The organism is Thiorhodococcus minor, assembly GCF_010820565.1.
In the GTDB taxonomy this organism is placed as follows: Bacteria; Pseudomonadota; Gammaproteobacteria; order Chromatiales; family Chromatiaceae; genus Thiorhodococcus; species Thiorhodococcus minor.
Window position 1 is genome coordinate 1 of the sequence record NZ_JAAIJQ010000080.1, and the last position, 25,664, is coordinate 25,664.

At 65.3% G+C, this 25,664-nt stretch carries 27 protein-coding genes and 1 pseudogene; 8 read left to right on the forward strand and 20 right to left on the reverse strand.

Going from position 1 to position 25,664, the window contains the following annotated elements; translation table 11 throughout:
- Window positions 1-130 precede the first annotated feature (130 nt).
- Window positions 131-364: a type II toxin-antitoxin system Phd/YefM family antitoxin gene (locus G3446_RS20505; protein WP_342450169.1), complete on the forward strand. Its 234-nt coding sequence runs from the start codon at window positions 131-133 to the stop codon at window positions 362-364.
- Window positions 361-612 carry a Txe/YoeB family addiction module toxin gene (locus G3446_RS20510; protein ID WP_164454782.1) on the forward strand — a complete coding sequence of 84 codons (252 nt, stop codon included), beginning with the start codon at window positions 361-363 and terminating at the stop codon, window positions 610-612. The genes G3446_RS20505 and G3446_RS20510 overlap by 4 nt, the downstream gene beginning before the upstream one ends.
- Before the next feature lie 650 nt (window positions 613-1,262).
- Here the strand turns inward: G3446_RS20510 and G3446_RS20515 are convergent.
- Entirely contained in the window at window positions 1,263-1,844 is a 582-nt protein-coding gene (locus G3446_RS20515; protein ID WP_164454783.1) for a hypothetical protein, read from the reverse strand.
- 66 nt (window positions 1,845-1,910) lie between these two features.
- Complete coding sequence (locus tag G3446_RS20520) at window positions 1,911-2,924, reverse strand: OmpA family protein (RefSeq protein ID WP_164454786.1); 1,014 nt, start codon at window positions 2,922-2,924, stop codon at window positions 1,911-1,913.
- A 149-nt stretch (window positions 2,925-3,073) separates the two neighbouring features.
- Between G3446_RS20520 and mutS the strand changes: the two genes are divergently transcribed.
- Window positions 3,074-5,659 carry a DNA mismatch repair protein MutS gene (gene mutS / locus G3446_RS20525; RefSeq protein WP_164454788.1) on the forward strand — a complete coding sequence of 862 codons (2,586 nt, stop codon included), beginning with the start codon at window positions 3,074-3,076 and terminating at the stop codon, window positions 5,657-5,659.
- Window positions 5,660-5,681: 22 nt separating this feature from the next.
- Here mutS and G3446_RS20530 read toward each other — a convergent pair whose 3' ends face one another.
- From G3446_RS20530 to xerD, 4 genes are all read right to left on the reverse strand, one after another.
- A complete protein-coding gene (locus G3446_RS20530) occupies window positions 5,682-6,464 on the reverse strand; it encodes a PP2C family protein-serine/threonine phosphatase (protein WP_164454789.1) in 783 nt (260 codons plus the stop codon).
- 28 nt (window positions 6,465-6,492) lie between these two features.
- Window positions 6,493-7,227 carry a DsbC family protein gene (locus tag G3446_RS20535; RefSeq protein WP_164454791.1) on the reverse strand — a complete coding sequence of 245 codons (735 nt, stop codon included), beginning with the start codon at window positions 7,225-7,227 and terminating at the stop codon, window positions 6,493-6,495.
- 11 nt (window positions 7,228-7,238) lie between these two features.
- Window positions 7,239-7,721: a YajQ family cyclic di-GMP-binding protein gene (locus tag G3446_RS20540; protein WP_164454793.1), complete on the reverse strand. Its 483-nt coding sequence runs from the start codon at window positions 7,719-7,721 to the stop codon at window positions 7,239-7,241.
- Between the two features lie 83 nt (window positions 7,722-7,804).
- Window positions 7,805-8,698 (reverse strand): site-specific tyrosine recombinase XerD, encoded by an 894-nt coding sequence (xerD, locus tag G3446_RS20545; protein WP_164454795.1) that lies wholly within the window; start codon window positions 8,696-8,698, stop codon window positions 7,805-7,807.
- A gap of 536 nt (window positions 8,699-9,234) precedes the next feature.
- On the opposite strand from xerD, the gene G3446_RS20550 reads away from it, so the two are divergent.
- A complete protein-coding gene (locus G3446_RS20550) occupies window positions 9,235-9,669 on the forward strand; it encodes a YcgN family cysteine cluster protein (RefSeq protein WP_164454797.1) in 435 nt (144 codons plus the stop codon).
- Between the two features lie 63 nt (window positions 9,670-9,732).
- On the opposite strand, the gene G3446_RS20555 is transcribed toward G3446_RS20550, so the two are convergent.
- The 8 genes from G3446_RS20555 to G3446_RS20590 all read right to left on the reverse strand — a co-directional run bounded on the left by G3446_RS20555 (window position 9,733) and on the right by G3446_RS20590 (window position 17,356).
- Window positions 9,733-10,632, reverse strand: a complete 900-nt coding sequence (locus G3446_RS20555) for an ATP-binding response regulator (protein ID WP_164454800.1) — start codon at window positions 10,630-10,632, stop codon at window positions 9,733-9,735.
- A 214-nt stretch (window positions 10,633-10,846) separates the two neighbouring features.
- A complete protein-coding gene (gene truD, locus G3446_RS20560) occupies window positions 10,847-11,917 on the reverse strand; it encodes a tRNA pseudouridine(13) synthase TruD (RefSeq protein ID WP_342450167.1) in 1,071 nt (356 codons plus the stop codon).
- The gene (gene ispF, locus G3446_RS20565) at window positions 11,914-12,393 is read right to left on the reverse strand and encodes a 2-C-methyl-D-erythritol 2,4-cyclodiphosphate synthase (protein ID WP_164454801.1); all 480 of its coding nucleotides are present in this window, start codon (window positions 12,391-12,393) and stop codon (window positions 11,914-11,916) included. Before ispF ends, truD begins: the two co-directional genes overlap by 4 nt.
- 82 nt (window positions 12,394-12,475) lie before the next feature.
- Window positions 12,476-13,174 carry a 2-C-methyl-D-erythritol 4-phosphate cytidylyltransferase gene (gene ispD, locus G3446_RS20570; RefSeq protein WP_342450168.1) on the reverse strand — a complete coding sequence of 233 codons (699 nt, stop codon included), beginning with the start codon at window positions 13,172-13,174 and terminating at the stop codon, window positions 12,476-12,478.
- 8 nt (window positions 13,175-13,182) lie between these two features.
- Window positions 13,183-13,476 carry a cell division protein FtsB gene (ftsB, locus tag G3446_RS20575; protein WP_164454805.1) on the reverse strand — a complete coding sequence of 98 codons (294 nt, stop codon included), beginning with the start codon at window positions 13,474-13,476 and terminating at the stop codon, window positions 13,183-13,185.
- Between the two features lie 62 nt (window positions 13,477-13,538).
- Window positions 13,539-14,816 carry a phosphopyruvate hydratase gene (gene eno / locus G3446_RS20580; protein ID WP_164454807.1) on the reverse strand — a complete coding sequence of 426 codons (1,278 nt, stop codon included), beginning with the start codon at window positions 14,814-14,816 and terminating at the stop codon, window positions 13,539-13,541.
- A 66-nt stretch (window positions 14,817-14,882) separates the two neighbouring features.
- Window positions 14,883-15,716, reverse strand: coding sequence for a 3-deoxy-8-phosphooctulonate synthase (gene kdsA, locus G3446_RS20585; protein WP_164454809.1), 834 nt, complete (start codon window positions 15,714-15,716; stop codon window positions 14,883-14,885).
- Window positions 15,713-17,356 (reverse strand): CTP synthase, encoded by a 1,644-nt coding sequence (locus tag G3446_RS20590; RefSeq protein ID WP_209262537.1) that lies wholly within the window; start codon window positions 17,354-17,356, stop codon window positions 15,713-15,715. Before G3446_RS20590 ends, kdsA begins: the two co-directional genes overlap by 4 nt.
- 275 nt (window positions 17,357-17,631) lie before the next feature.
- Between G3446_RS20590 and fnr the strand changes: the two genes are divergently transcribed.
- The gene (fnr, locus tag G3446_RS20595; protein WP_164454811.1) at window positions 17,632-18,393 is read left to right on the forward strand and encodes a fumarate/nitrate reduction transcriptional regulator Fnr; all 762 of its coding nucleotides are present in this window, start codon (window positions 17,632-17,634) and stop codon (window positions 18,391-18,393) included.
- A 69-nt stretch (window positions 18,394-18,462) separates the two neighbouring features.
- Here the strand turns inward: fnr and dnaQ are convergent, their stop codons facing one another.
- Genes dnaQ through G3446_RS20610 form a run of 3 tightly spaced genes read right to left on the reverse strand, consistent with a single transcriptional unit; the run spans window position 18,463 to window position 20,389 of the window.
- Complete coding sequence (gene dnaQ / locus G3446_RS20600) at window positions 18,463-19,188, reverse strand: DNA polymerase III subunit epsilon (RefSeq protein ID WP_164454813.1); 726 nt, start codon at window positions 19,186-19,188, stop codon at window positions 18,463-18,465.
- The gene (rnhA, locus tag G3446_RS20605; protein ID WP_164454815.1) at window positions 19,189-19,632 is read right to left on the reverse strand and encodes a ribonuclease HI; all 444 of its coding nucleotides are present in this window, start codon (window positions 19,630-19,632) and stop codon (window positions 19,189-19,191) included.
- Window positions 19,625-20,389, reverse strand: a complete 765-nt coding sequence (locus G3446_RS20610) for a class I SAM-dependent methyltransferase (protein ID WP_164454817.1) — start codon at window positions 20,387-20,389, stop codon at window positions 19,625-19,627. Before G3446_RS20610 ends, rnhA begins: the two co-directional genes overlap by 8 nt.
- A gap of 178 nt (window positions 20,390-20,567) precedes the next feature.
- Here G3446_RS20610 and G3446_RS20615 point away from each other — a divergent pair, with 178 nt between their 5' ends.
- Both G3446_RS20615 and G3446_RS20620 read left to right on the forward strand, forming a co-directional pair.
- On the forward strand, window positions 20,568-22,004 hold the full coding sequence (locus G3446_RS20615) for a LysM peptidoglycan-binding domain-containing protein (protein WP_164454819.1): 1,437 nt from the start codon (window positions 20,568-20,570) through the stop codon (window positions 22,002-22,004).
- Window positions 22,005-22,406: 402 nt separating this feature from the next.
- The gene (locus G3446_RS20620; RefSeq protein ID WP_245232631.1) at window positions 22,407-22,889 is read left to right on the forward strand and encodes a L,D-transpeptidase family protein; all 483 of its coding nucleotides are present in this window, start codon (window positions 22,407-22,409) and stop codon (window positions 22,887-22,889) included.
- 237 nt (window positions 22,890-23,126) lie between these two features.
- Here G3446_RS20620 and G3446_RS20625 read toward each other — a convergent pair whose 3' ends face one another.
- A complete protein-coding gene (locus tag G3446_RS20625) occupies window positions 23,127-23,666 on the reverse strand; it encodes a cytochrome b (protein WP_164454823.1) in 540 nt (179 codons plus the stop codon).
- Window positions 23,667-23,739: 73 nt separating this feature from the next.
- Window positions 23,740-24,879 carry an extracellular catalytic domain type 1 short-chain-length polyhydroxyalkanoate depolymerase gene (locus G3446_RS20630; RefSeq protein WP_209262538.1) on the reverse strand — a complete coding sequence of 380 codons (1,140 nt, stop codon included), beginning with the start codon at window positions 24,877-24,879 and terminating at the stop codon, window positions 23,740-23,742.
- Window positions 24,880-25,157: 278 nt separating this feature from the next.
- Here G3446_RS20630 and G3446_RS28210 point away from each other — a divergent pair.
- A pseudogene (locus G3446_RS28210) lies at window positions 25,158-25,385 on the forward strand (GTP 3',8-cyclase MoaA); the annotation flags it as partial.
- 37 nt (window positions 25,386-25,422) lie between these two features.
- On the opposite strand, the gene G3446_RS28215 reads toward G3446_RS28210, so the two are convergent.
- Window positions 25,423-25,664, reverse strand: a 242-nt coding sequence (locus G3446_RS28215; RefSeq protein ID WP_245232634.1) for a hypothetical protein, incomplete at its 5' end; no start/stop codon positions are given.

The window sequence follows — 25,664 nt, forward strand, 5'->3', positions numbered from 1 at the left end:
CTGGGCTCGGCCGCGGTGCATACGCCACCCATGCCGCATCGGCTCCTGGTTCTGGCTGAGCCTTGTTAATAATCAGGTAACAGCAAGCGACCAAGGCGCTACACGAATGAACGCAATGAGCTAAACCGAGATCCGCAAACGTCTCGCCGAAGCCATGGATCGCGTGGTCGATGATCATGAGCCCATCGTCATCACCCGGGCAAACGGCAAGAACGCGGTGCTCATCTCGCAGGAGGACTTCGCTGCCTGGGAGGAGACGGCCTATCTGCTGCGCTCTCCGGCCAACGCCGCCGATCTCCGCGAGGCGGTCGTCGAGGTGGCGGAGCGTCGCGGCCTATCGCGACATGAGCTGATCGACAAATGATCTGCTTCCGCGATCGCGCCTGGGCCGACTACCTCTATTGGCAGCAGCACGATCGGCAGATCCTGAAGCAGATCAATGCCCTGATTCGAGACATCGAGCGGGCTCCCTTTTCTGGCCTCGGCAAACCGGAGCCCCTGAAGCACGAGCTCTCCGGCTTCTGGTCACGACGAATCGACGACGAGCACAGACTCGTCTATGCCTTGGCCGACGGCGACCTCATTGTCGCGCAGTGCCGTTATCACTATTGACCGAATCGTTCACCCCGAGTCGGCGGCCATGTTGACCAGGGCCGGGACGACGTCCCTCGAATGATGCGGTTTGAGGCTGCAGTCCGTGCTCATCCGAAGACGCTCCGCCGGGATGCACGTAGCAGATCGTGTCCACTGTAGCTTGAAACCGCTCGCATCGCGCGAGTCAAGCGGCGGCTATGGGCGTCTGACCTGCCGCTGAACCGACTCGGTTGGGCGGCAGCTCCTGGCCGGCTGCTACGACAGCGAAGGCCCAAGACCGGCATCGTCGTGACTCACAAGCCTCGACAACAGCGGTGGCGGAAACTGGCAGTTCTAGCGGGAATTATTCTGAGAAAAATTCGCGGAATAACCTGAGCGACAACAGCTTGACCCTCAGACTCGCGAAGCGGAGCTTCGTCTCGCGGGGTTACACAGCTAGAGCTGCGTCACCAGAGACCCGGATCGGGAAACAAGACATGGACAGCTCCTGAGGCAGTTGCACAGATGAGCCGTCGAGGCAGGGAGGACGCAGATCGAGATAGGATTCCCGCTCTCAGGCGCTGCTCAGACTGCAGCTCGAGCGCTCTTCTTCGCGGCACATCGACGCACTTTGCGCTTGCCGGAATGGGGAGGCACTCATCCGCTCCAGCCCCAACTCCTCCCCAGACTTAGCGGCGTGTATTGATGGCCGCCTGAGACAGCCACATCAGCGCCGGCTCTTCATCTTCGCCGAGCGCTCCCTCGCGAAGCACGAGCACGCCGTCCTGGACAGCTGTGACCATGACGCCCTCGGTCTGGTCCGCGAAGCTGGCGGCCAGCGGGCTCGGCTCCCTAGTGGCAGCGCGCTGCTTGACCCAATCCTGCATCATCTCGTGATAGGCGCGGCGGTATTCCACCTTGGCGGCACGCACTTCGTCGCGATCGAAGAAAAGCGTCACGGCGGAGGCGGGCATCTGATTGAAGGCGCCGATCTCGGCGCCGCAGATACGATCGCCGAAGGGGTTGGGGCCGTCCGCGCACTGCAGCTCCAGCTTGGGGAAGGTCTCTCGCAGCTCGGACTCGGTCAGGTCGCTGCCGAAGGCATCCAGCGCGGCGTTGAATTCGGGCTTGCCGAAGACGAACATGAGCGCGAGGTCCGTGCGCCGCTGCCCGTCCTCGGTGAAGGCCAGCCAGAAGAAGGGGCCAAAGACCAGCGCCAGCATGAGGAAGGTCTTGTACGTCTTGGGGAGTTTGAGGTCGTCACGTTTCATGGCGCCATTGTAGCCGCTTGCCGGCCCATTCCGCCCAAGCATCGGCGGCTGACTGGCTTCCTGGTGCTACTTCACCACCAGCTCGACGCGACGATTGAGGGCACGCCCCTCTTCGGTCGTGTTCGTCGCGAGCGGTGAGAGGCTGGCGACGCCCATGGGCATGAGGCGCGCGCCGAGGATGCCGTAGCTCTGGATCAGGGCCTGCACGACCGCCTCCGCGCGTCGGCGCGAAAGGTCCATGTTGTAGTCCAGCGTCCCCTTGTTGTCGGTATGCCCGACGACGTAGACCTCCAGCTCCGGCTGCTCGTTGAGCATGCGCGCCATCTCCTCGAGCTGGGACCGCGACTCCTCGCGAATGCTCGCCTTGTCGAAGTCGAAGTGGATGCCGTAAAGGGCGATCCGCCCCTCCTCGCCGAGCCCCTTGGCCATCTTCTCGGCGTCGATCAGGACCATGCGGTCCTGCATGGGCTTGGCCAGCACCTCCTCGACGAAGACGGCGACCCGGTCGCCGGCCTGCGAATCGGCGAAATTGTCCTGGAAGGCCGCGAAGACGAAGACGTGGGAGTCGCCATCGGAACTGCCGCGCCGCGCGGTGTAGATGCGCGGCTCCTCGACCGAGGTATCGGAGAAGACGTACTTGAGCAGGTGGCTGTCCGTCAGCTTCTTGCCCTTGGAGTCGTCGATATAGAACTGCTCGACCTTCTCCCCGCACTCAGGGTAGCCCGAGCACTGATAGATGGTTTCATAGCCACTGCCCGCGAGCGCCTGCTCGTAGTTGCGGATGACCTCCAGCGAGCTTGCATCCGGGGGTGCGATATAGATGATCCGGGTCCGGCGTCCCTCGACCTCGATCGCCTCTTGCCATGCGCCCTTCGCCTTGTCCCAGGGACCGGCCGGAATCTCGGCCTCATCGAACTGACTGGCGCGGTAGCCGATGATGACCGAGCCGCCGAAGCGGGGTACACCGGCAATGTCCCGAGCACCGGGCTGGTCCTTGCTCAAGTCCCGGGCCATGCCGGGCCGAGCGAGCGCCATCAGCAGCATCGCAAGGATCTGAACAACCAGGCTTGACGTCTTCATCGCGGATCTCCGATCGACTCCATGGGCCTGAGACAGGGGCCCAATCCCCCAAACAGCGACGTCCACGCGGCTTCCGCCTGCACAATCGCGGCCGAGGACACTAGACTAGCGACCCCCGATCCATCCCCGCAACAACGAGCCAAGCCAGCATGTCCATCGACCTCTCACAGCATACGCCCATGATGCAGCAGTACTTGCGCATCAAGGCAGATTACCCGGACAAGCTGCTGTTCTATCGGATGGGCGATTTCTACGAGCTCTTCTTCGAGGACGCGGAGCGCGCCGCCAGGCTCCTGGACATCACCCTGACCAAGCGCGGACAGTCGGCCGGCCGGCCCATCCCCATGGCGGGCGTGCCCTACCACGCGGCAGAGGGCTATCTGGCGAAGCTGGTCCGCAAGGGTGTCTCCGTGGTGATCTGCGAGCAGGTCGGGGATCCGGCGAGCAGCAAGGGACCGGTGGAGCGCAAGGTCACCCGCATCGTCACGCCCGGCACCCTGACCGACGACGCGCTGCTCGAGGAGCGGCGCGAGAATCTGCTGATCGCCATCGCCGAAGGCAAGGAGGGGTTTGGCATCGCCGCCCTGGAGCTGTCCAGCGGACGCTTCTCGGTGCTCGAGGTCGCCTCCCATGAGGCACTGGCGAGCGAGCTGGAGCGACTCAAGCCGGCCGAGGTCCTGCTCGACGAGGACAGCCGCCTGGACACCGCGCTGCGCATCGAGCAGGGCGTCAGCCACCGCCCCGCCTGGCATTTCGATCCCGACAGCGGCGAGCAGCGGCTCTGCCAGCAGCTAGGCACCCGCGACCTCGGCGGCTTCGGCTGCAACGCCCTGCGCCTTGCGGTCGGCGCGGCCGGCTGCCTGCTGCAATATGTCCGCGACACCCAGCTTGCCGCCCTCCCCCACATCCGAGGGCTGACCACAGAGCAGCGCGACCACGCCCTCATTCTCGATGCCGCGACCCGGCGCAACCTAGAGATCACAGAGGGCTTGAGCGGCCGCCACGAGCATACGCTGGCCGGCGTGCTGGATCGCACGGCGACCGCCATGGGCAGCCGCCTGCTGCGCCGCTGGCTCAACAGACCAATGCGCGATCAGGCCGCCGTGCGTGCGCGCCATGAGCTGATCGAGGCACTGATCGCGGCGGGTATCCTGGCGGAATCGCAGGAAACCCTCGCAGGCATCGGCGATCTCGAGCGGATCCTCGCCCGCGTCGCCCTGCGCTCGGCGCGCCCGCGCGACCTGGCCGTGCTGCGCGACTCCTTGGGCGTGCTGCCGATGCTTCATCAGCAGCTCGCAGACATCGACGACCCACTGCTCGCCGAGGTGCTCGCAGAGATCGGGGAGCATCCGGCCGCTGTCGACCTGCTGTCGCGCGCCATCATCGAGCAGCCGCCGATGCTGATCCGCGATGGCGGCGTCATCGCCCGGGGCTTCGACGCCGAGCTGGATGAGCTCCGCGATCTCTCCACCAATGCCGACGGCTTTCTGCTGGAGCTGGAGTCCCGCGAGCGCGAGCGCACAGGCATCACGGGCCTCAAGGTCGGCTACAACCGGGTCCACGGCTATTACATCGAGATCGGTCGCGCCCAGTCCGATCAGGTGCCGACCGAGTATGTGCGCCGCCAGACCCTCAAGGGCGTCGAGCGCTACATCACCCCGGAGCTGAAGAAGTTCGAGGACCAGGTGCTGAGCAGCCGCGAGCGCGCACTGGCCCGGGAGAAGGCACTCTACGACCAGGTGCTCGATCGGCTCGCCGAATCCCTGGGGCCATTGCAGCTCGCCGCCTCTGGGGTCGCCACTCTGGATGTGCTCGTCAACCTGGCCGAGCGCGCCGCGGCGCTCGATTGGGTCCGTCCCGGGCTCACGACAGAGACGCGCATCGAGATCGAGGATGGCCGCCATCCCGTCGTCGAGCGCGTCATCGACATCCCCTTCGTGGCCAACAGCCTGCAGATGAGCGAAAACCGACGCATGCTGGTCATTACCGGCCCGAACATGGGCGGCAAGTCGACCTACATGCGCCAGAACGCACTCATCGTGCTCCTGGCCTACGCGGGCAGCTTCGTACCGGCGCGTGCCGCGACCATCGGCCCGGTCGACCGCATCTTCTCGCGCATCGGCGCCTCCGACGACCTGGCCGGCGGCCGCTCCACCTTCATGGTCGAGATGGAAGAGACGGCCAACATCCTCAACAACGCCACCGAGCACAGCCTGGTGCTCATGGACGAGGTCGGACGGGGCACCAGCACCTTCGACGGCCTCTCGCTCGCCTGGGCCTGCGGCGTCGAGCTGGCCACCCGCATCCGCGCCTACAGCCTGTTCGCGACCCACTACTTCGAGCTGACGACACTGCCGAAGGAGTATCCGGGCATCGCCAACGTCCACCTGGACGCGGTCGAGCACGGCAGCTCCATCATCTTCATGCACGCGCTGCGCGACGGCCCCGCCAACCAGAGCTATGGGCTCGCCGTGGCGGCCCTGGCCGGGGTTCCCGCAAAGGTCATCGAGCGTGCCAGAGAGCGTCTTGGCGAGCTGGAGGAAGCGGCGCGGCGTCACGCCGAGCGCGAGGCGGTGCAGCTCTCGCTCTTCCCCTTGGAGTCCGAGGCACCGGAGGCGCCGCCCGAGGCGCATCACCCGATCCTGGATGCGCTCAGGAAGCAGAATCCGGACGACCTCAGCCCGAGAAAGGCACTCGACCTCGTCTACCGCCTGAAGAAGATGCTGGATAAGTAGCCGGCTACCAGCTGGCGCCAGCCTAGTCGGCGACGCGCTCGCCGATTCGCGCCATGGCCAGGGTGACGTTGTCGACGCCGCCACGCTCGTTGGCGAGACGAATCAGGGCGTCGGCCGCCGAGTCCAAGGAATTGGACTGCACGGCGATGAGGATCTGCCGCAGCCAATCCTCCGGAACCATGCCAGTGAGACCATCGGTACAGAGGAGGAAGAGGTCGCCGGGCTCGATCTGGAAGAGGCTCGATGCCACACCGACGCTCGGCGTCGAGCCCAGCGCCCGGGTCAAGATGTTCTCGCCGATGCCGTAGCGCTTGGCATCCTCGCGCGAGCTGAAGAAGCCCTGATCGACGACTTCCTGGATGAAGGAATGGTCGTGGGTCAGCTGCTCGAAGCGCTCGCCACGCAGACGGTAGACGCGCGAATCGCCCACATGCGCGACGGCCAGCCACTCCCAGCCCACCGCCCCGACGACCACGGTGCTGCCCATCCCCGAGTATTGCGGATGCTCCTTGGCATGCCGCCAGATCGCGATGTTGGCCTCCTCGACCGCGGCTTCCAGGTACAGCCGCGCCTTGTCGCCGTCGAGACGCGCGGTCTTGCGGCGACGAAAGCGCTCCAGGATGGTATCGACGACGAGACGGCTGGCGACATGGCCCGCAGTCGCGCCGCCGACACCATCGGCGACGATCAGCAGACCTCGGTCTTGATCGACGGCAACCGAGTCCTCGTTACGCTGACGGATCCGCCCCTTGTCGGTTCGCCAAGCAAGCTCGAGTGCGTAGGCACTAACCGGCTGCGGATCCATGGGGTTTCATCATCCTCGACAGGCGTTCTCAGCTGCCAACATCGCCGTTGAGACGCGCGGCAAGGCGTTTGGGATCGACGTAGCCGGGGATCAGCTCTCCGCTGTCGGTCAAGATGGCCGGCGTGCCACGCAGACCCAGATCGGTCCCGAGGGCCATGTGCTCGTCCACCGGATTGTCACAGGTCTTGGCCTCGATCTTCTTGCCGGACTTCGCCTTGGTCAGCGCCGTACGGCGAGCCTCATCGTCACCGGCGCACCAAACAGAGACCGCCTCCTCGTAGGCCGGGCTGCCCTTGCCGGCGCGCGGGAAGAAGAGATACTGCACGCGAATGCCTTCCTTCTCATAGTCCGCGATCTGGCTATGCAGCTTGCGGCAGTAGCCGCACTCGATATCCGTGAAGACGGTGACCGTGTGCTTCGGCTGGCCGGAGCCGAACACGACCATCTCGTCCTCGCCGATCTTGTCGAGCAGCTTCGCGCGGGCCGCGGCAAGGCGCGGCTCGGTCAGGTCCTTGCGATTCTTGAGGTCGACGATGTGGCCGCTCATGAAGTAGCGACCATCCCCAGTCACGTACATGAGATCGGTGCCGGCCATCACTTCATAGAGGCCGTCGATCGGCGCGGGCTGGATGCTGGTGATCTCGATGCCGGGCACGACCTGCTCCAAGGCCTTGCGGATGCTGTCTTCCGGGGAGGCGTTGGCGAGGCTCGAAGCCAGGCTCAAGGCGGCGGCAGCGAGGACGAAGTCGCGAATCTTCTTCATGAAGGCGTTCTCTAGTCTCTGAAGTTGGTGAACTGTAACGGCAAGCCCCAGTCCTCGTCACGCAGGAGCGCCATGACCCCTTGAAGGTCATCACGCTTTTTCCCCGTCACGCGGAGCTGGTCGCCCTGGATCTGTGCCTGGACCTTGATCTTGCTGCCCTTGATGGTCTTGATCATGCGCTTGGCAGTGTCGGAGTCGATGCCCTGCTTGAGCTTGACCTCTTGGCGCGCGGCATTCAACGAGGAGCTGGGCTCTTGCGGATCCAGACAGGCGAGATCGACCTTACGTTTGACCAGCTTTTGCCGCAGGATATCCATCAGCTGCTGCAGGTGGAATTCTTGCTCGCCTGTCAGCGCCACCTGCTCTTCCGTAAGCTCGAAACTGGCGTTGACACCCTTGAAGTCGAAGCGCGTACCGATCTCGCGATTGGCCTGGTCGACAGCATTCCGGACCTCTTGCAGGTCGATTTCAGAGACGACGTCGAAAGAAGGCATACCTGAATCTCTTGGCTCCTCTTGAAAAGCCCTCCACTATAGCCGCTCGCCGAGGAGATTTCGCCTTCCGATGGCCGAGCGGCTCAGCCGCGAGGGTGATGGTGGGCGTGGAGCTGCTTGAGTCGCTCTCGCGCCACATGGGTATAGATCTGGGTCGTCGAAAGATCACTGTGGCCCAGAAGCATCTGCACGACTCGCAAATCCGCCCCATGGTTCAGCAGGTGGGTCGCAAAGGCATGCCGCAGGGTGTGCGGTGACAGCGGCTTGACCACGCCGGCCTGAAGCGCGTAGCGCTTGATGAGCAGCCAGAAGGTCTGACGGGTCATGCAATCGCTGCGGCTAGTCGGAAAGAGATAATCGCTGACACGCCCCCCGAGAACATCGGCGCGCGGCCCGCGAACATACTCCCTGAGCCAGGCGCAGGCCTCTTCGCCCAGCGGAACGAGCCGCTCCTTGCCGCCCTTGCCGGTGATGCGCACCACGCCTTGCGTCAGACTCACCTGGCTGGGCGTCAGCCCCACCAGCTCACTGACGCGCAGCCCGCTCGCATAGAGCACCTCGAGCATGGTGCGGTCGCGATGGCCGCGCGGATCTTGCGTATCCGGAGCACCCAAGAGCGCCTCGACCTCCGACTCCGTCAGCGTCTTCGGCAGCTGACGGCCAATCTTGGGGGCGTCGACCCGGGCACTCGGATCTTCTTCGATCATGCCCCGGCGCAGTAGATACTGGTAGAACTGCCGCAGACAGGACAGCGCACGCGCGCTCGAACGGGGCTTGCGTCCCTGCATGGAAAGCAGCTCCAGATAATCGAGCAAGTCTAGCCGCCGTGCGCCGATCAGATCCCGCGCGCGCTCCTTGCTCAGCCAGCGCGCGAAAGCCCGCAGGTCGGATTGATAGGCGGCGAGCGTGCTCTGACTCAGCCCGCGCTCCATCCAGATGACGTCGGCGAAGGCCTCGATGACGGCCTGATCGTCCAATGCGCGCTCCTCGATGCCTTGCAAACTCCAAACGACGGCCACGACTCGAGCCCGAGGTCACCGCGATTTCCACGTCTTCGAGCACAGACGGGCAGCGCCATTATAGCCGTCGGCCAGTGGCGAGCCCGCCACCCGAACCTGTGGATAAGTCTGTGCATGAAGACGCGCAGCCCTTTCGCAGCAAGGCTTCAGCAAAACTCGATGCTTGCGCACGAAACCACCAGAAAAGATCAATAATTCTTTTGAATCATAACCTTAAAGAATCACCCAGAGAAGAGCCCAACGCAGCCTGCCAAGCTCCCCACCCAGACAGGGCATCCCCTGACTTGTGCACAACTCGGCGAGGCGCGCCGCGCCGCTTGGAGCCTGTCAAGGAGGTGGGCTCGACCGCAGCGAAAGACCACACCAGCTCTGTGCTAGCCGCCCGTGCAAGCCGCTCGTCATTCCTTCACAATTTCGCCTTTGGCGAGGGTACCTCAGGCGCAGCCGCGGGCCCCAATGCAAAGAGCCAGCCCCAAGACAGAGAGCGCAGACGAATGACGCAGCCCTTTTGGGAAACCACTCCGCTCGATCAGATGACGGCAGACGAATGGGAATCCCTCTGCGACGGCTGCGGGAAGTGCTGCCTGGAGAAGTTCGAGGACGAGGACACTGGGCGCATCGTCTATTCGCGGGTGGCCTGTCAGCTCCTGGGGCTCGACAGCTGCCGCTGCACCGACTACGCCAATCGCGCCCGCCTCATGCCGGACTGCGTCACCCTGGTCCCGCAGGTTCTGGAGAGCCCGAAGTGGCTGCCGGAAACCTGCGCCTATCGGCTCTTGAGCGAAGGCCAACCGCTGCCCGACTGGCACCCCCTGATCACCGGCGACCCGCAAAGCGTTGTCGACGCTGGAGAAAGCGTGCGCGGACGCGTCATCGGCCCAGAGAACGGGGACAATCCCCTGATGCACTTGATCGACTGGGTGCGCTGAGCCCGGCTCACGCCAGGGCCATGACCGACCTGACAGGGAGGCGCTGGCGTGGGGACGCCGCGCTCAAGTCTCCTGCGCGTCTTCCAGGTCGATGACGGCCTTCACCCGATTCCCGCTCCCTTGATATTCCAGAGAGCCGAAGGCGAGGTGGCGTGCCATGGCGATGCCACGGCCATGGCTGTCGAAGGCGCGTGCCGGGTCCAAGTCGAGGTACTTCTGCCACTCGAACCCCGGTCCCTGATCGGAGATGGTGAAACTGAGCTGATGGGCGCCGCGCTCCAGCTCGACCGTCGCATAGCGGTCCGCCCGATCGGGATCGGCGAGCCGTCGCTCGATCTCCTCCTGCCAGACGCCGTCTTCGATCAAGCGGCCCTTCTCGGTATAGCTGATGCCGAGATTGCCGTGCTCGACCGCGTTCAGCATGAGCTCCGAGAGCCCCATCGAGACCGACTCCGGATTCGGGCACAGCTGCGCCAGCACGGATGCCAGCGCGGCGATCTCGTCGAGCAAGCGAAACCTGAAGGTCGCTTGGTAGGTCATGCGCATGAGCGCCTTGAGCTCGGTCCCTACGCGAGCGAGGTCGATGCGCGTGCGCCGGTCGTCCAGCGCCGCGGCGACGATACTGCGCAGCGCCTTCGGCGAGTAAGGCTTGGCAAGGTAGTACCAGGCGCCCGCCGCCAGTCCCTCGGCGACCTGCTCGGAGCTGTCCGCGGCGCTCTGCATGATGACCGGGACATCGGCAAAACGGCTGTCTGCCTTGAGGCGGCGTAGCACGGCCATGCCGTCCATGCGCGGCATCATGCGATCTAGAATGACGCCGTCGTAGACCGCCGGCTCCTCCTTGAGCATCTGCCAGGCCTCGAGGCCATCCTGGGCGAAGCTCAACTGATACTCGTCGCCCAGACAGTGCGCGATGATGTCCAGGTTGATCGGCTCGTCGTCCACCACGAGCAGCTTAGCCATGGCCCGCACTCCTGTCGCGAGTGGCCGCGGCGCGATCTTGGGTATGCAGCCTCATCACAGGTCTCATGTCGCCCTCTTCCCGCGTCATCGCTTGGCAGAGCGCGATACCGGACGCATCGCTTGCTCTAGTCTGGAGTGCACCGAATCGGAATGCTAGCTGGCCGGTGGAGAGGACTTCTCGAGCTCATTTCCATTCTTGCGATCCGGGCGAGGCTCAGCCCCAGTCCAGGATCTCACGTAAGACGGTCGTGGCGTAGGTGCCCGCGGGAAGCGTCAGCTCGAGCCGCAGGCCTTCGGACGACCGAGTCGCGACGAGATCGCGGACCCGCAAACGCAGCGAGCGGCGCTCTTGACGCATCCCGTAACCTGCCAGTCCGCTGAGCCAAGGGCCGAACGGTGCCGCCACGGCGCATTCGAGCGCGCGCACCGCACCGCCAGTCGGCGGCTCTCCCTCGCCCCAGAGTGGACCGGTCGGATGCAGGTCCATGGCCGCGGCACGCGCGGTCAAGGTGTCATCGATGTCGTCGGCGAGAAAATAGGAATGGCTGCCGTCGAGCTGAAGGCAATCGCCCGGCTGGGGCTGAGCCCAATTCCCCCGCCGCACCCGCTCGGCCAGCACCTCGTTGAAGATTTGGGAGCGCGCGGCGGACAGCCAGAGGCCGCGCTCATGGCGAGAGACACGGCTGGCCTGACCGGTCAGCAAGGCGTGGGCACCGCGGAGATTACCGTCTTCGTGACCGAAACGCTGCTCGCCGAAATAGTCCGGAGCACCCTGGTCGCTGATACGGCCAAGCCGCGCCTCCAAGGCATCCTGAGGCGGGAAGAAATCTCGAATCAAGAGACGAAAGCGATTGCCGACGAGCGCGCCGCGTTTGAGCTTGCGTCGGTGCGGTCGCTCGCTCAGGACCTCGATGCCGAGGGGAGCCAGACTCGCCCAGCCGGGGCAGCCATTCCTCGGTCGAGGGACGGAGAACCATTGCAGGGTGATGGCGTGTCGGTCTTTGAGGCCGGCATAGCCGACGGCGGAGCTCGGGACGCGCAGCAGACCGGCCAGCTTTCGGGCCACCCATTCCGTATTCGCGCCCGTCTTGCGGACCCAAAGCAGGAGGTGATCACCCTCCCCGTCCGGCTCGAAGCCTAGAATCTCCTCGACCTCAAAATCTGCCGGCGCGGCGCGGATGCGCCCTTGCCCCAGCGGTTCACCGTGCGCGCGTGGCAGGGCGCGGACGCTGGTCCAGCCGGGGATCTGACATTCGGGCATGCGCATCGGCGCGTCGGCGCTCAAGCCCCGTGCTCGGTCAGCAGAACGGAGGCCGAGGCCGCGATCCCCTCGCCGCGCCCGGTGAAGCCCATCTGCTCCATGGTGGTCGCCTTGACGTTGACGCGCGTCGGATCGCAGCCCATGTCGCCAGCCAAGACATCGCGCATGCCTGGGATGTGAGCCGCCAGCTTGGGGCGCTGGGCGATGATGGTCATGTCGGCATTATGCAGGGCCAGGCCGCGCTCGCTCAGGCTCTCCATGACCCGGCGCAGGAGGATGCGGCTGTCGATGCCGGCATAGGCGTCATCCGTGTCGGGAAAATGGCGGCCGATGTCGCCAAGCCCAGCCGCCCCGAGCAGGGCATCGCAGAGGGCGTGAATGAGGACGTCGCCGTCCGAGTGGGCGAGCAGCCCCTGGTCGTGGGGAATTTCCACACCGCCGATCACCAGGGGACGATCCGGGGCGAAACGATGGGCGTCGAAGCCCTGTCCGATCAACATGGTTTGCAGCCTCCAGCCGCCAGCTCAGGGCCGCCAGCGGCGCAGAGACCCTGGCCGAGCGGGACCTGGAGCGACGACGCTGTCAGTCGATACGACCCTGCTGGCGCAGGTGGAAATGGGCGAGCGGAAGGTCTTCCGCCCGCGTAATCTTGATGTTGTCCGCGTGACCCTCGATGAGGCGCGGGGCTTGGCCCAAGCGCTCGATAGCCGAGGCGTCATCCGTCACCAAGTCGCTTGCGGCCAGGGCATCCTGCAGCGCATGGCGGAGCAGGCCGAGCCGGAACATCTGGGGTGTATAGGCATGCCAGAGGGCCGAGCGATCGACGGTCGCGTCGATGCGCTCGCCGCCATTGGCGCGCTTCATGGTGTCTCTCACCGGAACCCCGAGCAGCCCGCCCACGGCGTCATCGAGCAGGCTGTCGATCAGGCGCTCCAGGTCCTCGAGCCGCAGGCAAGGCCGGGCGGCATCGTGAACCAGCACCCAATCCGCATCCTCGGCGCGCCCCTCCAGCGCCAATAGCGCGTTGAGCACCGAGTGGCAGCGCTCCGCGCCCCCGGCCGCGCGCAGCACCTTGGGGTGGGCGGCATAGGAGGTCGAGCCCCAGTAGCCGTCCTCAGGGCCAAGGGCGACGACGACGCCACTGATCCGATCGTGGTCGACGAAAAGCTTGAGCGTATGCTCGATGACGGTCCGTCCGGAAAGCTCGAGATACTGCTTGGGGATCTTGCTCCCCATGCGTTTTCCGACCCCGGCCGCCGGCAGCACGGCCCAGAGTTTCACCTCAACCCTCACGGCTTGCCCTCCGGCTTGGGCGGCTCGATCACCTGTATGAAGATCTCACCCGGCTTGATCATTCCAAGCTCACTCCGCGCACGCTCTTCGATGGCCTCCAGACCGGCGTCCAGGTCCTCGACCTCGGCCTGAAGCTTCTGGTTTCTGGCCTGCAAGCGCTCGATCTCGGCCTCTTGCAAGGCGATCTCCTGTTTGAGGCTGTGGAGATCGGCAAGACTCCCCTCGCCAACCCACAGCCGGTATTGCAGCGCGACCAGGAGAACGACCAAAGCGGCGATCAGCCAGCGCATCTCGGCAGCCCTATCGACTCAGAGCCCTGGGCATCCCTCGCCCAGGGCAGGTTGGACCGGGGTCAGAGCCACTTGAAGGCATCCGGACCGGCATAGACGGCCTCGTCGGCCAGCTGATCCTCGATGCGCATCAGCTGGTTGTACTTGGCCACGCGGTCGGAGCGCGACAGCGACCCGGTCTTGATCTGCCCGGTGCAGGCGCCCACCGCCAAATCGGCGATGGTCGTGTCCTCGGTCTCGCCGGAGCGATGCGAGACGACGGCGGTATAGCCCGCGCCATGCGCCATCTCGATGGCCTCCATGGTCTCGGTCAGGGTGCCGATCTGGTTGACCTTGATGAGGATGGAATTGGCGACGCCCTTGTCGATGCCTTCCTGAAGGATGCGGGTGTTGGTCACGAAGAGGTCGTCGCCGACGATCTGGACCTTGCCGCCCAGGCGATCCGTGAGGCGCTTCCAGCCGTCCCAGTCGCCCTCGGCGAGGCCGTCCTCGATGGACAGGATGGGATACTTCGATACCCACTGATCCAGCAGGTCGATCATGCCGTCGGAGTCGAGCGTGCGCCCCTCGCCCTTGAGGACGTACTTGCCGTCCTCGTAGAACTCGGACGCGGCCACGTCCATCCCCAAGTAGATGTCGGCGCCGAGCTTGAAGCCGGCCTTGTCGATGGCCTCCAAGATGGCCTCGATCGCGGCCTCGTTGGAGGGCAGGTCTGGCGCGAAGCCACCCTCGTCGCCCACAGCCGTGGCCAGGCCGCGCCCCTTGAGCACGGCCTTGAGCGCATGGAAGACCTCGGCGCCGTAGCGCACGGCCTCACGCACGCTGGGCGCGCCGACCGGCATGATCATGAACTCCTGGAAGTCCACGCTGTTGTCCGCGTGCTCGCCGCCGTTGATAATGTTCATCATAGGGACAGGCAGCTTGTAGGGACCGCCGGAGAGCGACATGAAGAGCGGCAGCGCCTTCTCCTGCGCGGCCGCGTGCGCCGCGGCCAGCGACACCCCCAGCAGGGCATTGGCGCCGAGGCGGCCTTTATTGTCGGTGCCGTCCAGCTCGATCATGCGCTTGTCGAGCGCCTGCTGGTCCGTGACATCCATGCCGAGCACGGCGGTACGCAGCTCGCCTTGGATGTTGGATACGGCCGTCAGGACCCCCTTGCCGCCATAGCGGGACTTGTCACCGTCGCGCAGCTCCAGGGCCTCGCGCGAGCCAGTGGAGGCACCCGAAGGGACGATGGCGCGCCCAATGGCACCATCGGCGGTAATGACATCGGCCTCGACCGTGGGATTGCCACGCGAGTCCAGCACCTCGCGAGCGCGGACGTCGACGATCTCGGACATGTTCTGGCTCTCCTTAGAAGAGAAAGAGAAAAAAGACGAAAGGAAGTTTAGGTGGGTCGGGCCACTCTAGTGCAGCTCCGCGAGACCGGCCGTTTTCACCATATGGTCCAGCTCGATCAAGGTCGCGAGCAGATCGCGCATGCGATCGAGCGGCCAGGCGTTCGGACCGTCGCTCAGCGCCTCGTCCGGGCGCGGATGCGTCTCCATGAAGATCCCCGCCACACCAGCCGCGACCGCGGCACGCGCCAGCACGGGGACGAATTCCCGCTGGCCACCAGACTTGTCCCCCTGTCCGCCCGGCAGTTGCACCGAATGGGTGGCATCGAAGACCACCGGGCAGCCGGTCTCGCGCATTACCGCCAAGGCGCGCATATCCGAGACCAGGTTGTTATACCCGAAAGAGGCGCCGCGCTCGCACACCATGATCTGCTGATTTCCGGTCGCGCGCGCCTTGTCCACGACGTTGCGCATATCCCAAGGCGCGAGGAACTGCCCCTTCTTCAGGTTCACGGGCTTGCCCTGACTGGCCACGGCCCGAATGAAATTGGTCTGCCGACAGAGAAACGCGGGGGTCTGAAGCACATCGACGACTGCGGCAACCTCGGCGAGCGGGGTATCCTCGTGCACGTCGGTGAGGACTGGAGCACCGACCCGCTCTTTGACGGACTCCAGAATCTTGAGCCCAGCTTCCAGCCCTGGGCCACGGAAACTCCCGCCGGAGGAGCGGTTCGCCTTGTCGAAGGACGACTTGTAGATAAAGGGAACGCCGAGGGCGTCCGTCATCTCCTTGAGGGCCCCGGCGGTCTCCTGCGCCAGTCCCTCGCTTTCGATCACGCAGGGACCGGCGATCAGAAACAGCGGGCGATCGAGCCCGACCTCGAAGGATCCGAGCCGCATCATGCGGCCTTGTCCCCGGCCCGCGCCTGCTGTGCGCGAGCAGCACGGACGAAGCCGGTGAAGAGCGGGTGGCCGTCACGCGGCGTCGAGGTGAACTCCGGGTGAAACTGACACGCGATGAACCAGGGATGGTCGGGGATCTCGATGATCTCGACCAGGCGGCTGTCGAGCGACCAGCCGGAAAAGCGCATCCCGGCGTCCTTGAGCGGATTCAGGTAGCCATTGTTGAACTCGTAGCGATGGCGATGGCGCTCGCGCACCTGGGCCTGGCCGTAAACCTGGCGCGCCAGGCTGCCCGGCTCGAGCCTGCAGTTCTGGCCGCCGAGGCGCATGGAGCCGCCCAAGTCGTCGGCCTCGCTACGCGTCTCCACCCTACCGTGCTCGTCGCGCCACTCGGTGATGAGGGCAATGACTGGATGCGGCGATTGGCGGTCCAGCTCGGTGCTGTGAGCACCCTCGAGACCAGCGACATGGCGCGCGTACTCGATGACGGCGACCTGCATGCCGAGACAAATGCCGAGGTAGGGGATGCGATGCTCGCGCGCATAGCGCACCGCGGCAATCTTGCCCTCGATGCCGCGCTCGCCGAACCCGCCGGGGACTAGGATGGCGTCCAGGCCTTCCAGGCAGTCGGTCCCGGTCTTTTCGATCTCTTCCGAGTCCAGGTACTGGATCTCCACCTTGGTGCCAGTATGCACGCCGGCGTGGGCAAGCGCCTCGGACAACGATTTATACGCCTCGGTGAGGTCCATGTACTTGCCGACCATCCCGATGCGTACGGATTGAGAGGGGTGGTCGAAGCCCTCGAGCACCCGATCCCACTCGCTGAGATCGGCCTCAGGCACATCGAGCCCGAACTGGCGCACGACCAGCTCGTCGAGCTTCTGCGCATGGAGCAGACGCGGGATGCGGTAGATGTTGTCGGCATCGACCGCAGAGATGACGGCATCCTCCGGGACATTGGTGAAGAGCGCGATCTTGCGCCGCTCGTCCTCCGGAAGGTTATGCTCGGCACGGCACAGCAGGATGTCGGGCTGGATACCGATGGAGCGCAGCTCCTTGACCGAGTGCTGTGTCGGCTTGGTCTTGATCTCTCCCGCGGTGCGGATGAAGGGCACCAGGGTCAGGTGCATGAAGAGCGCGTTCTCGCGGCCTTCCTCGACGCGCATCTGGCGAATCGCCTCCAGGAAGGGCAGCGACTCGATGTCGCCCACGGTGCCGCCGATCTCGACCATGGCGATGTCGGCCCCCTCGGCGCCGAGGCGGATGCTCTGCTTGATCTCGTCGGTGATGTGCGGAATGACCTGCACGGTGCGGCCCAGATAGTCGCCGCGGCGCTCCTTACGGATGACGCTTTCGTAGATCTGTCCGGTCGTGAAGTTGTTGTTGCGCCCCATGCGGGTACGCAAAAAGCGCTCGTAGTGGCCGAGGTCCAGATCGGTCTCCGCGCCGTCGTCGGTCACGTAGACTTCGCCGTGCTGGAAGGGGCTCATGGTGCCCGGGTCCACGTTGATGTAGGGGTCGAGCTTGATCATGGTGACCCGAAGCCCGCGGGCTTCGAGCAGGGCCCCGAGCGAGGCCGAGGCAATACCTTTTCCCAGCGATGAGACGACACCGCCGGTGATGAAAATAAACTTTGTCATAGGAACCAGGGGGAGGGTCGAGGGTGGTGGCCCGAGTGCGCCCACAAAGTTACCAAAACCGCCCCGTCCGCTCAATCCGAGACCCATGCATGGAGCCTCGCTCGGATACCTTCGGAGGGACACGCGAGCTTCCGCCCGAGAGACCGGGTATGCACAACGCCCTGAATCCCGCGCACTTGTAATCTGACATGGATCAGGTTACAAAATAAGAAAACTTGACCCAGATCAAGCAGTGGACCCTTCGTGAAACCGTCGATGCAACCGAGGACGGTGACTTGAGCCAGCGAACAGTGATCTCCCTAGAAAGTATTAGGGTCGCATGTAAGAACTGCACCCTTTCGTCGCTTTGTCTCCCGATGGGTCTCGCCCAAGAGGACGTCGAACGGCTCGACGACATCGTGAAGCGGGCTCGCCCCTTGCACCGCGGGGATTCCCTATTCCGCGAAGGCGACAAGTTTCGCTCCTTGTACGTGGTCAAGACGGGCTCGGTGAAGACCTTCGCACCCAGTCAGGAAGGCGGCGAGCAGGTGCTCGGATTCCATCTCCCCGGTGAGATCATCGGGCTCGACGCCATCGACAAGGATGTACACGCATGCTCCGCGCGTGTACTCGAGACCTCCGCGATCTGCGAGATTCCCTTCGCCCGGCTGGAAGAGCTGACGGCGAACATTCCGAGCTTACAGCATCAGATGTATCGCTTGCTCAGCAAGGAGATCGGGCAGGATACGGATATGCTCTTACTGCTCGGCAAGAAAAACGCCGAGGAGCGACTCGCGGCCTTCCTCCTGAGCCTCTCCCAGCGCCTGCACAAGCGCGGACTCTCACCCTCCGACTTCTACCTCAGCATGTCACGGCACGAGATCGGGAACTATCTGGGGCTGGCCGTGGAGACCGTCAGCCGGCTCTTCACCCGCTTCCAGGAGGACGGCTTGATGCAGGTGGATCGCAAGCACATCCAGCTTGTCGACCTACCCGCGCTGGAGGCCCTCGTAAAGGGTGTCGGGCAGGGCCGCGACAAACAGCAGCAGCCCGGCTAGGCGAGCAGCCATGCAGAGCGGCGCGCGCGCCGCCCTGCGCTTGATCGAGGCGGTAGCGCCGCCTCCCGCCTAGGCGCTCTCCTCCCGCAGCCAGAGACAGCCCTCCGCGCTCGCGGCGTCGATCGCGGCGAGCCGCGCGGCATGCATCTCTCCTTCCTCCGCACTCGCCTTCACGACGCGCAGCCGCGGCCGGTCCGGATCGATGCTTCCGCGACGCACCGGCTTAGCGCCTGCGCCCGTCTCCTCCAGCGGATCGCCGCCCAGATGCAGTGCGATCTGACCGCCGGTCATCGCCAGGTAGACGTCCGCGAGGATCTCGGCGTCGAGCAGGGCGCCGTGCAGCTCACGATGCGAGTTGTCGACCGAGTAGCGCTTGCAGAGCGCATCCAGGCCATTGCGCTGCCCCGGATGCATCCGCCGCGCCATCCCGAGCGTGTCGGTCACCTCACAGAGGTCAGAGATACAGGGCGCATCGGCGCGCCACAGCCTCAGCTCGTGATCCAGGAAGCCGACATCGAAGGGGGCGTTGTGGATGATGAGCTCGGCGCCGTCGATATAGCGGATGAAACGCTCCGCGATGTCGGCGAAGCGAGGCTTGTCGGCGAGAAAGGCATTGCTGATGCCATGGACCTCCTCGGCGCCGGCGTCGATCTCGCGATCGGGCTGGAGGTACTGGTGGAAGCTGCTCTTGGTCAACCGGCGATCGACCATCTCGACACAGCCGATCTCGATGATCCGGTGACCTTCTTGGGGCTCGAGCCCTGTCGTCTCCGTATCCAGCACGAGCTGACGCATCTAACGACTCCCCCGCTTCGGAATACCCAGGTTGGCCAGCGTGTCGGCCCGCTCGTTCTCGGCATGGCCCGCATGCCCCTTCACCCAATGCCAGCGCACCTCGTGCCCGGCGAGCGCGGCATCGAGCCGCTCCCAGAGATCGCGGTTCTTCACCGGCTTGCGGTCCGCGGTGCGCCAGCCATTGCGCTTCCAGCGGGGCATCCATTCACCGACGCCGCGCTTGACGTATTGCGAGTCCGTAGTGATCTCAACGCAGCACGGCCGCGTCAGCGACTCGAGCGCGGCGATCACCGCCATAAGCTCCATGCGATTGTTGGTCGTCTCGGGCTCGCCGCCGCAGAGCTCCTTTTCGGTCTCGCTCCAGCGCAGGAGCACGCCCCAGCCGCCTGGGCCCGGATTGCCCTTACAGGCACCATCGGTGAAGGCGTGAACGCAATCAGGCATGCCCGGTTCCTCGTGTCGTCGGTCGTACGGCCCCGCCGGCGAGCAGCGCACTGGGCTTCGCACGCGCCGGCTTGATCGGAGTCAGCGTCACCACCCGCTTCACCGCCCGAATGACATAGACGGCGCCGAGCATGGGCCACAGGCGCTTGCCGAGCCGCTCCATGCGCGCGCAGCGCCGTCCGCGCAGACTGTCGATAGGCGGACAGAAGACCAGGGCTTCGCGGACCTCGATATCGAAGCCGAGCTCGCCTAGCCAGCCCTCCACGCGAGGCGCGAGAAAGAAGCGGCCGCACCAGGGCATGCGCTGCTTCGAGCGCCAAACCGCTCGACGCAGGCCCCAGGCGCTCAAGGCATTGAAGCCGATCACGATGACGCGGCCCTCCGGGATGAGGACACGCTCGACCTCGCCGAGCACCATCCTGGGATCGTTCGCGAAATCCAGGGTGTGAGGCAGTAGCGCCGCGTCGATGCTGTCGGAAGCCAGGGGGAGCTGATCTGGAAGCCCCACGATGCTGGCGGGCTCGCGGACGCTCGACGGCTCGATCGGCAGCTGGATGCGATGACGAATGCGACTCGAGGCCAAGGCCTCGCTGAATGAATCGGTGGCACCGACCTGGACCAGATAGTAGCCGAAGGTGTTGGCGAGCAGCCGCTGAACGGCCTCGCTCTCGAGACGCGCGACCTCCTCGCCCAGGGGGGAGCGAAACCAGCCTTCAAGCTGACTGAGGGGGGACGCCTGTTCGGGCTCGAGATTCATGCGGGTGCCTCTTCCGGGGGCACATGGTAACCGTGATCGCAGCCGATGTCCTGACAGGCGGCAGGGCATATCCACGCGGGCAGCCTGGAATTGGCTGCGCCCTTTGCGTATGATGGCCGAATAAAATTCACAATGTTTCGCTCATACAGAGACTTAGGAACATTTACCGGGGCCCCCAATGCTAGGAATCAGCCTTCTCCTGCGCCCGACGTACGCGCTGAGTCTACTCGCCCTCCCCTTCCTCGCCGGCTGCGCCGGCAAGACCGAGCTCTCCGCGACCGATGAGAGCGGCTACTACGGCAGCTACGCAGGCGCCGTATCCGCGCGCGAATACGGCTATGTGCGTCCCGCGGGGGACATCGTCGTCGGCGCTCGGTCGCGCACCGCCGGGTCTGGGCAGGGCGACAACCTCTGGCGTCGCGTGCAAGCGGGCATGCAGCTCGATCTGCGCGCCGACTCGCGCATCGACCACACGGTCGAGCGGTTCCGCCGCGACCCGCGCTTCCTGGAGAAGGTGTCGCGGCGGGCCTCCCCCTACCTGCCGATCATCGTGGCGGAGATCGAGCGCCGCGGCTTGCCGATGGAGATCGCCCTGCTGCCGCACGTCGAAAGCCGCTACAACCCCGCCGCTACCTCACCGAAGGCGGCCGGAGGCATGTGGCAATTCATGCCCTACACCGCGCGGGAGATGGGGCTGAGGCTCGACAGCGGGTACGACGAGCGCCGCGACGTCGTCGCCTCGACACGTGCCGCGCTCGACTATCTGGAAATGCTGAGCCGACGCTTCGATGGCGACTGGGAGCTGGCCATGGCCGCCTACAACTGCGGGCCGGGCCGAGTCGAAGCCGCCCGGGAGGCGAACCGGCGACGCGGCAAGCCGACCGACTTCTGGTCGCTCGACCTGCCGCGAGAGACCGAGAGCTATGTGCCGCAGATCCTGGCAACCGCGAAGCTCGTAGCAGAGTCCCGCAAATACGGTCAGCGTCTGCCCGCGATCCCAGATCGGCCGCAGATGGAGATGATCCGCAGCAGTCAGCCGATGGATCTCGTGCGGGTCGCGACGGCAACCGGAGTCAGCCTTTCCGAGCTGCGTCGACTCAACCCCGGCATCCGCATGAGCGCTAGCGGCGGCCCCAACGTCTCTAAGCTGATGGTTCCGGCCGGCCGCGGCCAGAAGATCAGCGCCGCCTCCCGCAAGATCCGCGTCGTCCCGCTCGGCGCATCCACCGCACCGCGCGTCGCGCTTCGCGTCAAAGAACGCAAGCAGCCGCTGGCCACCAAGGCGCTGGCCGATGGTCAAACCCACATCGTCAAGAACGGCGAGACACTGGCCTCCATTGCGCTCCGCCACGGTCTGGACTTGAAGACACTCGCGAAGTGGAACGGTGTCTCGGCGCGCGAGCCGCTTCTGCCCGGGCAGACGCTGAGCATTCCATCCCGGCACAGCGCCCCGGATCTCGTCAGCCATCGCGTGCGCAAGGGCGACTCGCTCTCGAAGATCGCCCGACGCTACGGCGTCTCAATGGCCGATATCCGGCGCTGGAACCACCTGGCGGACAATCAGCTGAGGACCGGCGAGACACTGCGCATCTATCGGCGCGGCTCGTCGTCCTAGTCGCGGCAGCCTGCGCCAGACGGACGCCGCGGCACTTGGATTCCACGCCTCCGAACGATTCAGGCGGCGCGGCTATCGACAACCAAGGCGCAGTTTGCCGACTTCCAGGCCCACGCATTCGCTCCACCCACCCATTCGCCCCATCCACCAATCCGCTCCACCCAGGGTAGCTCAGGTGACGGTAGCGACACTTGCTGGCGGGCTCGCTCGGAGCCCGCTTGCTGCCGAGGTAGCTGGACCGGGACGCTACCCTCGCGTGGCCAGATCGCGCCGATCGGCCCCTGTCTTCGCAGCCCAGGGCCACGGCAGGCGATGAGCTGCCAGCGAGCGCTCTGCATCGCCCTGCTTTGGCTCCCCCTGCTTTGCCTGCCCCATCTTTGTCTACAGCGCGAGGCGAGCGCCATGTCTTGGCTACCGGGACCTTCTGCGTCCGAGCGCCGAGTCTCGCCCGCCCCCCGCGCCACAAGCGCCGTCGACCGAATCGTCGTCAAGAAGGCCGCGCGCAGACTCTATCTCATGCGCGGTGATCAGTCCGTTCGCGCCTACCCCATCGCGCTAGGCTTCAGTCCGCGTGGCCACAAACGACGGGAGGGCGATGGACGCACCCCGGAAGGGCGCTATGCGATCGACTGGCGAAACCCGAAAAGCCGTTTTCACAAATCCCTGCACCTCTCCTACCCGAGCCCAGGCGACTCCAGACGCGCCGTCTTCCGGCGCCAAGCGCCCGGCGGGATGATTATGATCCACGGCCAGCCCAATGGCAGAGCGGAGGCGGAGCCACTCGAAGGCGACTGGACGCTGGGCTGCATCGCCGTCTCGAATTCCGCAATCGAGGAGATCTGGCGCCTCACGCCCCTAGGAACGCCAGTCGAAGTACTGCCCTGATGGGCGCGCCGGATCCCGACCGGATCCTGGGAAGGCGACCGAGGAGCCAGTAGGAAGGGATGGCTAACGCGAGCGCGCGCTCAGATCGCCGCACGGCGGCGCATTGAGCCAAGCATCATCGCGTCGGCCACGCCGGAAGCGTGGGGATCCGGGGGCCGAGGCGATGCCACACGCGCATCGCCCGCCCCCCCCGCCGAGAGGTAGCCGCGCGCATCGCCGACACGGCTCCCGCCGAGACTACCAGGGCAGCATGCGCCGCAGGCCATTGTCCTTGAGGACGTATTGATGCCAGAGCGCCGCTATGACGTGCAGCCCGATCAAGACATAAAGGAAGATCTCCATCGGCTCGCCGTGGAAGAAGTCCTCCATGAGCTCGTGCAGACCATGCATCTCGCCGGTGATGGATGGAATCTGCATCCCGAAGAAATCCGCGGCATAGTTCTTCGACGCTACGCGAAGGTAGCCGAAGATGGGCACCAATAGGGTCGAGAGGTTCAGCAGGACGTGGGCACTGTTCGCCGCGAGCTGGCTCCACTTGGGTGCGCCGAGGAGCGCTGGCGGCGGCACGAGCTTACGCCAGCCGATGCGCGCGAGCGTCACCAGGAAAACCAGGATTCCAAGCGACATATGGAGCTTCACCCAATAGAGCTCCGACTCCTCCGGGACCATTTCACGGATGCTGTTGGTGACGAAGAGACCGAGCAGCAACAGGGCGACCAGCCAGTGAAAAGCCTGCGCGACGAGCCCGTACCGCTCGACCTTGATGTCTTGGCTCATTGACGACGACCTCGTTGTAAACAATCAGAAAACCCTTATTATTGCATGGGTTTGTGCAAAGAAACCGCGCCGCTCAGACTGCACCCTCGGGGACAGAGCGCCCCGAGAGCGACCAAAAGAAGCCCAGCATCTCCCGTGAGGCGTCCGGCCCCCGCGGCTCGGCAAAGGGCGCCGATGCGCGACCGCCGAGCCAGCCATGCCCGAGGCCTTGAGCCAGCCAATGCTCGGCCAGGAGTGCTCCGTCGAGACGCTTGTACTGGATTCGGGAGTACCCGACTCCTTGATCGCTCCGACCGTCCAGACGCACCCTGTCGAGCCCGACAGAGGCGCCCGGCAGGAACTGCCGGATCAGGGCCTCTGAATTGGCTGGACTCACAGTGGCATCCCCATCGCCGTGAAAGACGATGATCGGGGGTAAACGCTGGTCCGGCGGGGACACCTCGCCTCCGCCCGGTCCCTGCGCCATCAGGGTCAGCGCCGAGACCATGTCGCCCGCGATACCATAGGGCAGCCCGGAGTGCACGCCGACACCGGCAAACAGCTCCGGGTAAGTCGCCGCCAAGGTCGCGGCCATCGTGCCACCCGCCGAGAACCCCGCCACGTAGACCTGACGCGCATCGAGACGACAGCCATCCCGAATCCGGCCCGTCATCCCCGCAAGGATGCCCGGCTCGCCGGCCCCTCGGACCTGATTGTCGGGGTCGTACCAGCACCAGCAGCCCGAGGCGTTGGCGACCGGGGACTGGGCCGGATAGAGGACCGCGAAGCCCCATTGCTCAGCGAGCGCGTCCATGCGCGTCAAGTCCGCAAAGGTGTCGGGATTCTGCCCACAGCCATGCAGCATCACGAGAAGCGCCGCGGGATCCGCGAGCTGCCGCGGCATGTAGAGGCGATAATCCCGGGCGCCTGCGGCATCGCGGAAGCTGCCGCGCGAGATACCCGGGCTTGGCCGCACACCCGGCGGACCGGACGGACCCAGGGGGCCTGCTCCATGACGCACGCCGCCAAGCTCCGAGGCCTCGGCATCATCAACGCGCTCGAAGTCGCCTTCGATGATGTCCGGCTCGGCCACCGGTGGCTTCCTCAGCGCGTCCTCGTCGTGCGGCCTGGCGCCGAGCACCCGCTGGATCAGGGCGGTCGCCTCGGCGAAGCGCCCCGCCTGGGTCAAGCGCGTCGCCTCTGCCATCGCCGCCTTGATCTTGTCATCTATCATTCGAAGCTCTCGCATGCTTGGGTGCCGGCTGAGCGACGGCCTCATTTCAGGGAGGAGCCGCCGATGGCAGTGGCTTGCCGCACCGCCAAACACCTGACAAAGTAAGGGATCATAACAACGAGCGGCCCCAGAGTCCGCCAGACTCGAGGAGCCGGATCATGCCCCCTTCCACCGCCGCCGGGCCGGCCGGCTCAGCCCTCGTGGACAGATTCGGCAGGGCGGTGACCTAAGCCTGCCTCTCCGTCACGGATCGCTGCAACTTCAGGTGCCTCTACTGCATGTCCGAGGCACCCAGGTTCTTGCCGCGCAGCCGGCTGCTCAGGCTCGAAGAGGTCGCCAGACTCGGAAAGTGCCTCACCGAGATGGGCGTGACCAAGCTCCGCGTCACTGGCGGAGAGCCACTTGCACGGCGGAATGTGCTCTGGCTCTTCCAGCAGCTGGGGGCGCTCCCCGGACTCGAGGACCTCAGCCTGACAACCAATGGTGCGCTGCTCGAGCGTTTCGCTTGGCCGCTGCGAGCTGCTGGCGTCACCCGCGCGAATATCAGCCTCGATGTCCCTGCGGACGGAGCACTTTCGGCGCCTGACGCGCCTCGGCAGCCTGGACCAAACCCTGCGTGGCATCGACGCCGCCATCCGCTCTGGCTTTCGCCGCATCAAGCTCAATGTCGTCGTCCTCGAGCAGCATAACGACGACGAGGTGCTGGATCGGAGAGTAAGCCGGGTCCTTGCCGCCGTTTAGGCCGAAGTTGGTGTTCTCTGTTTGCCGCCTGGTTTCCCGGCGGT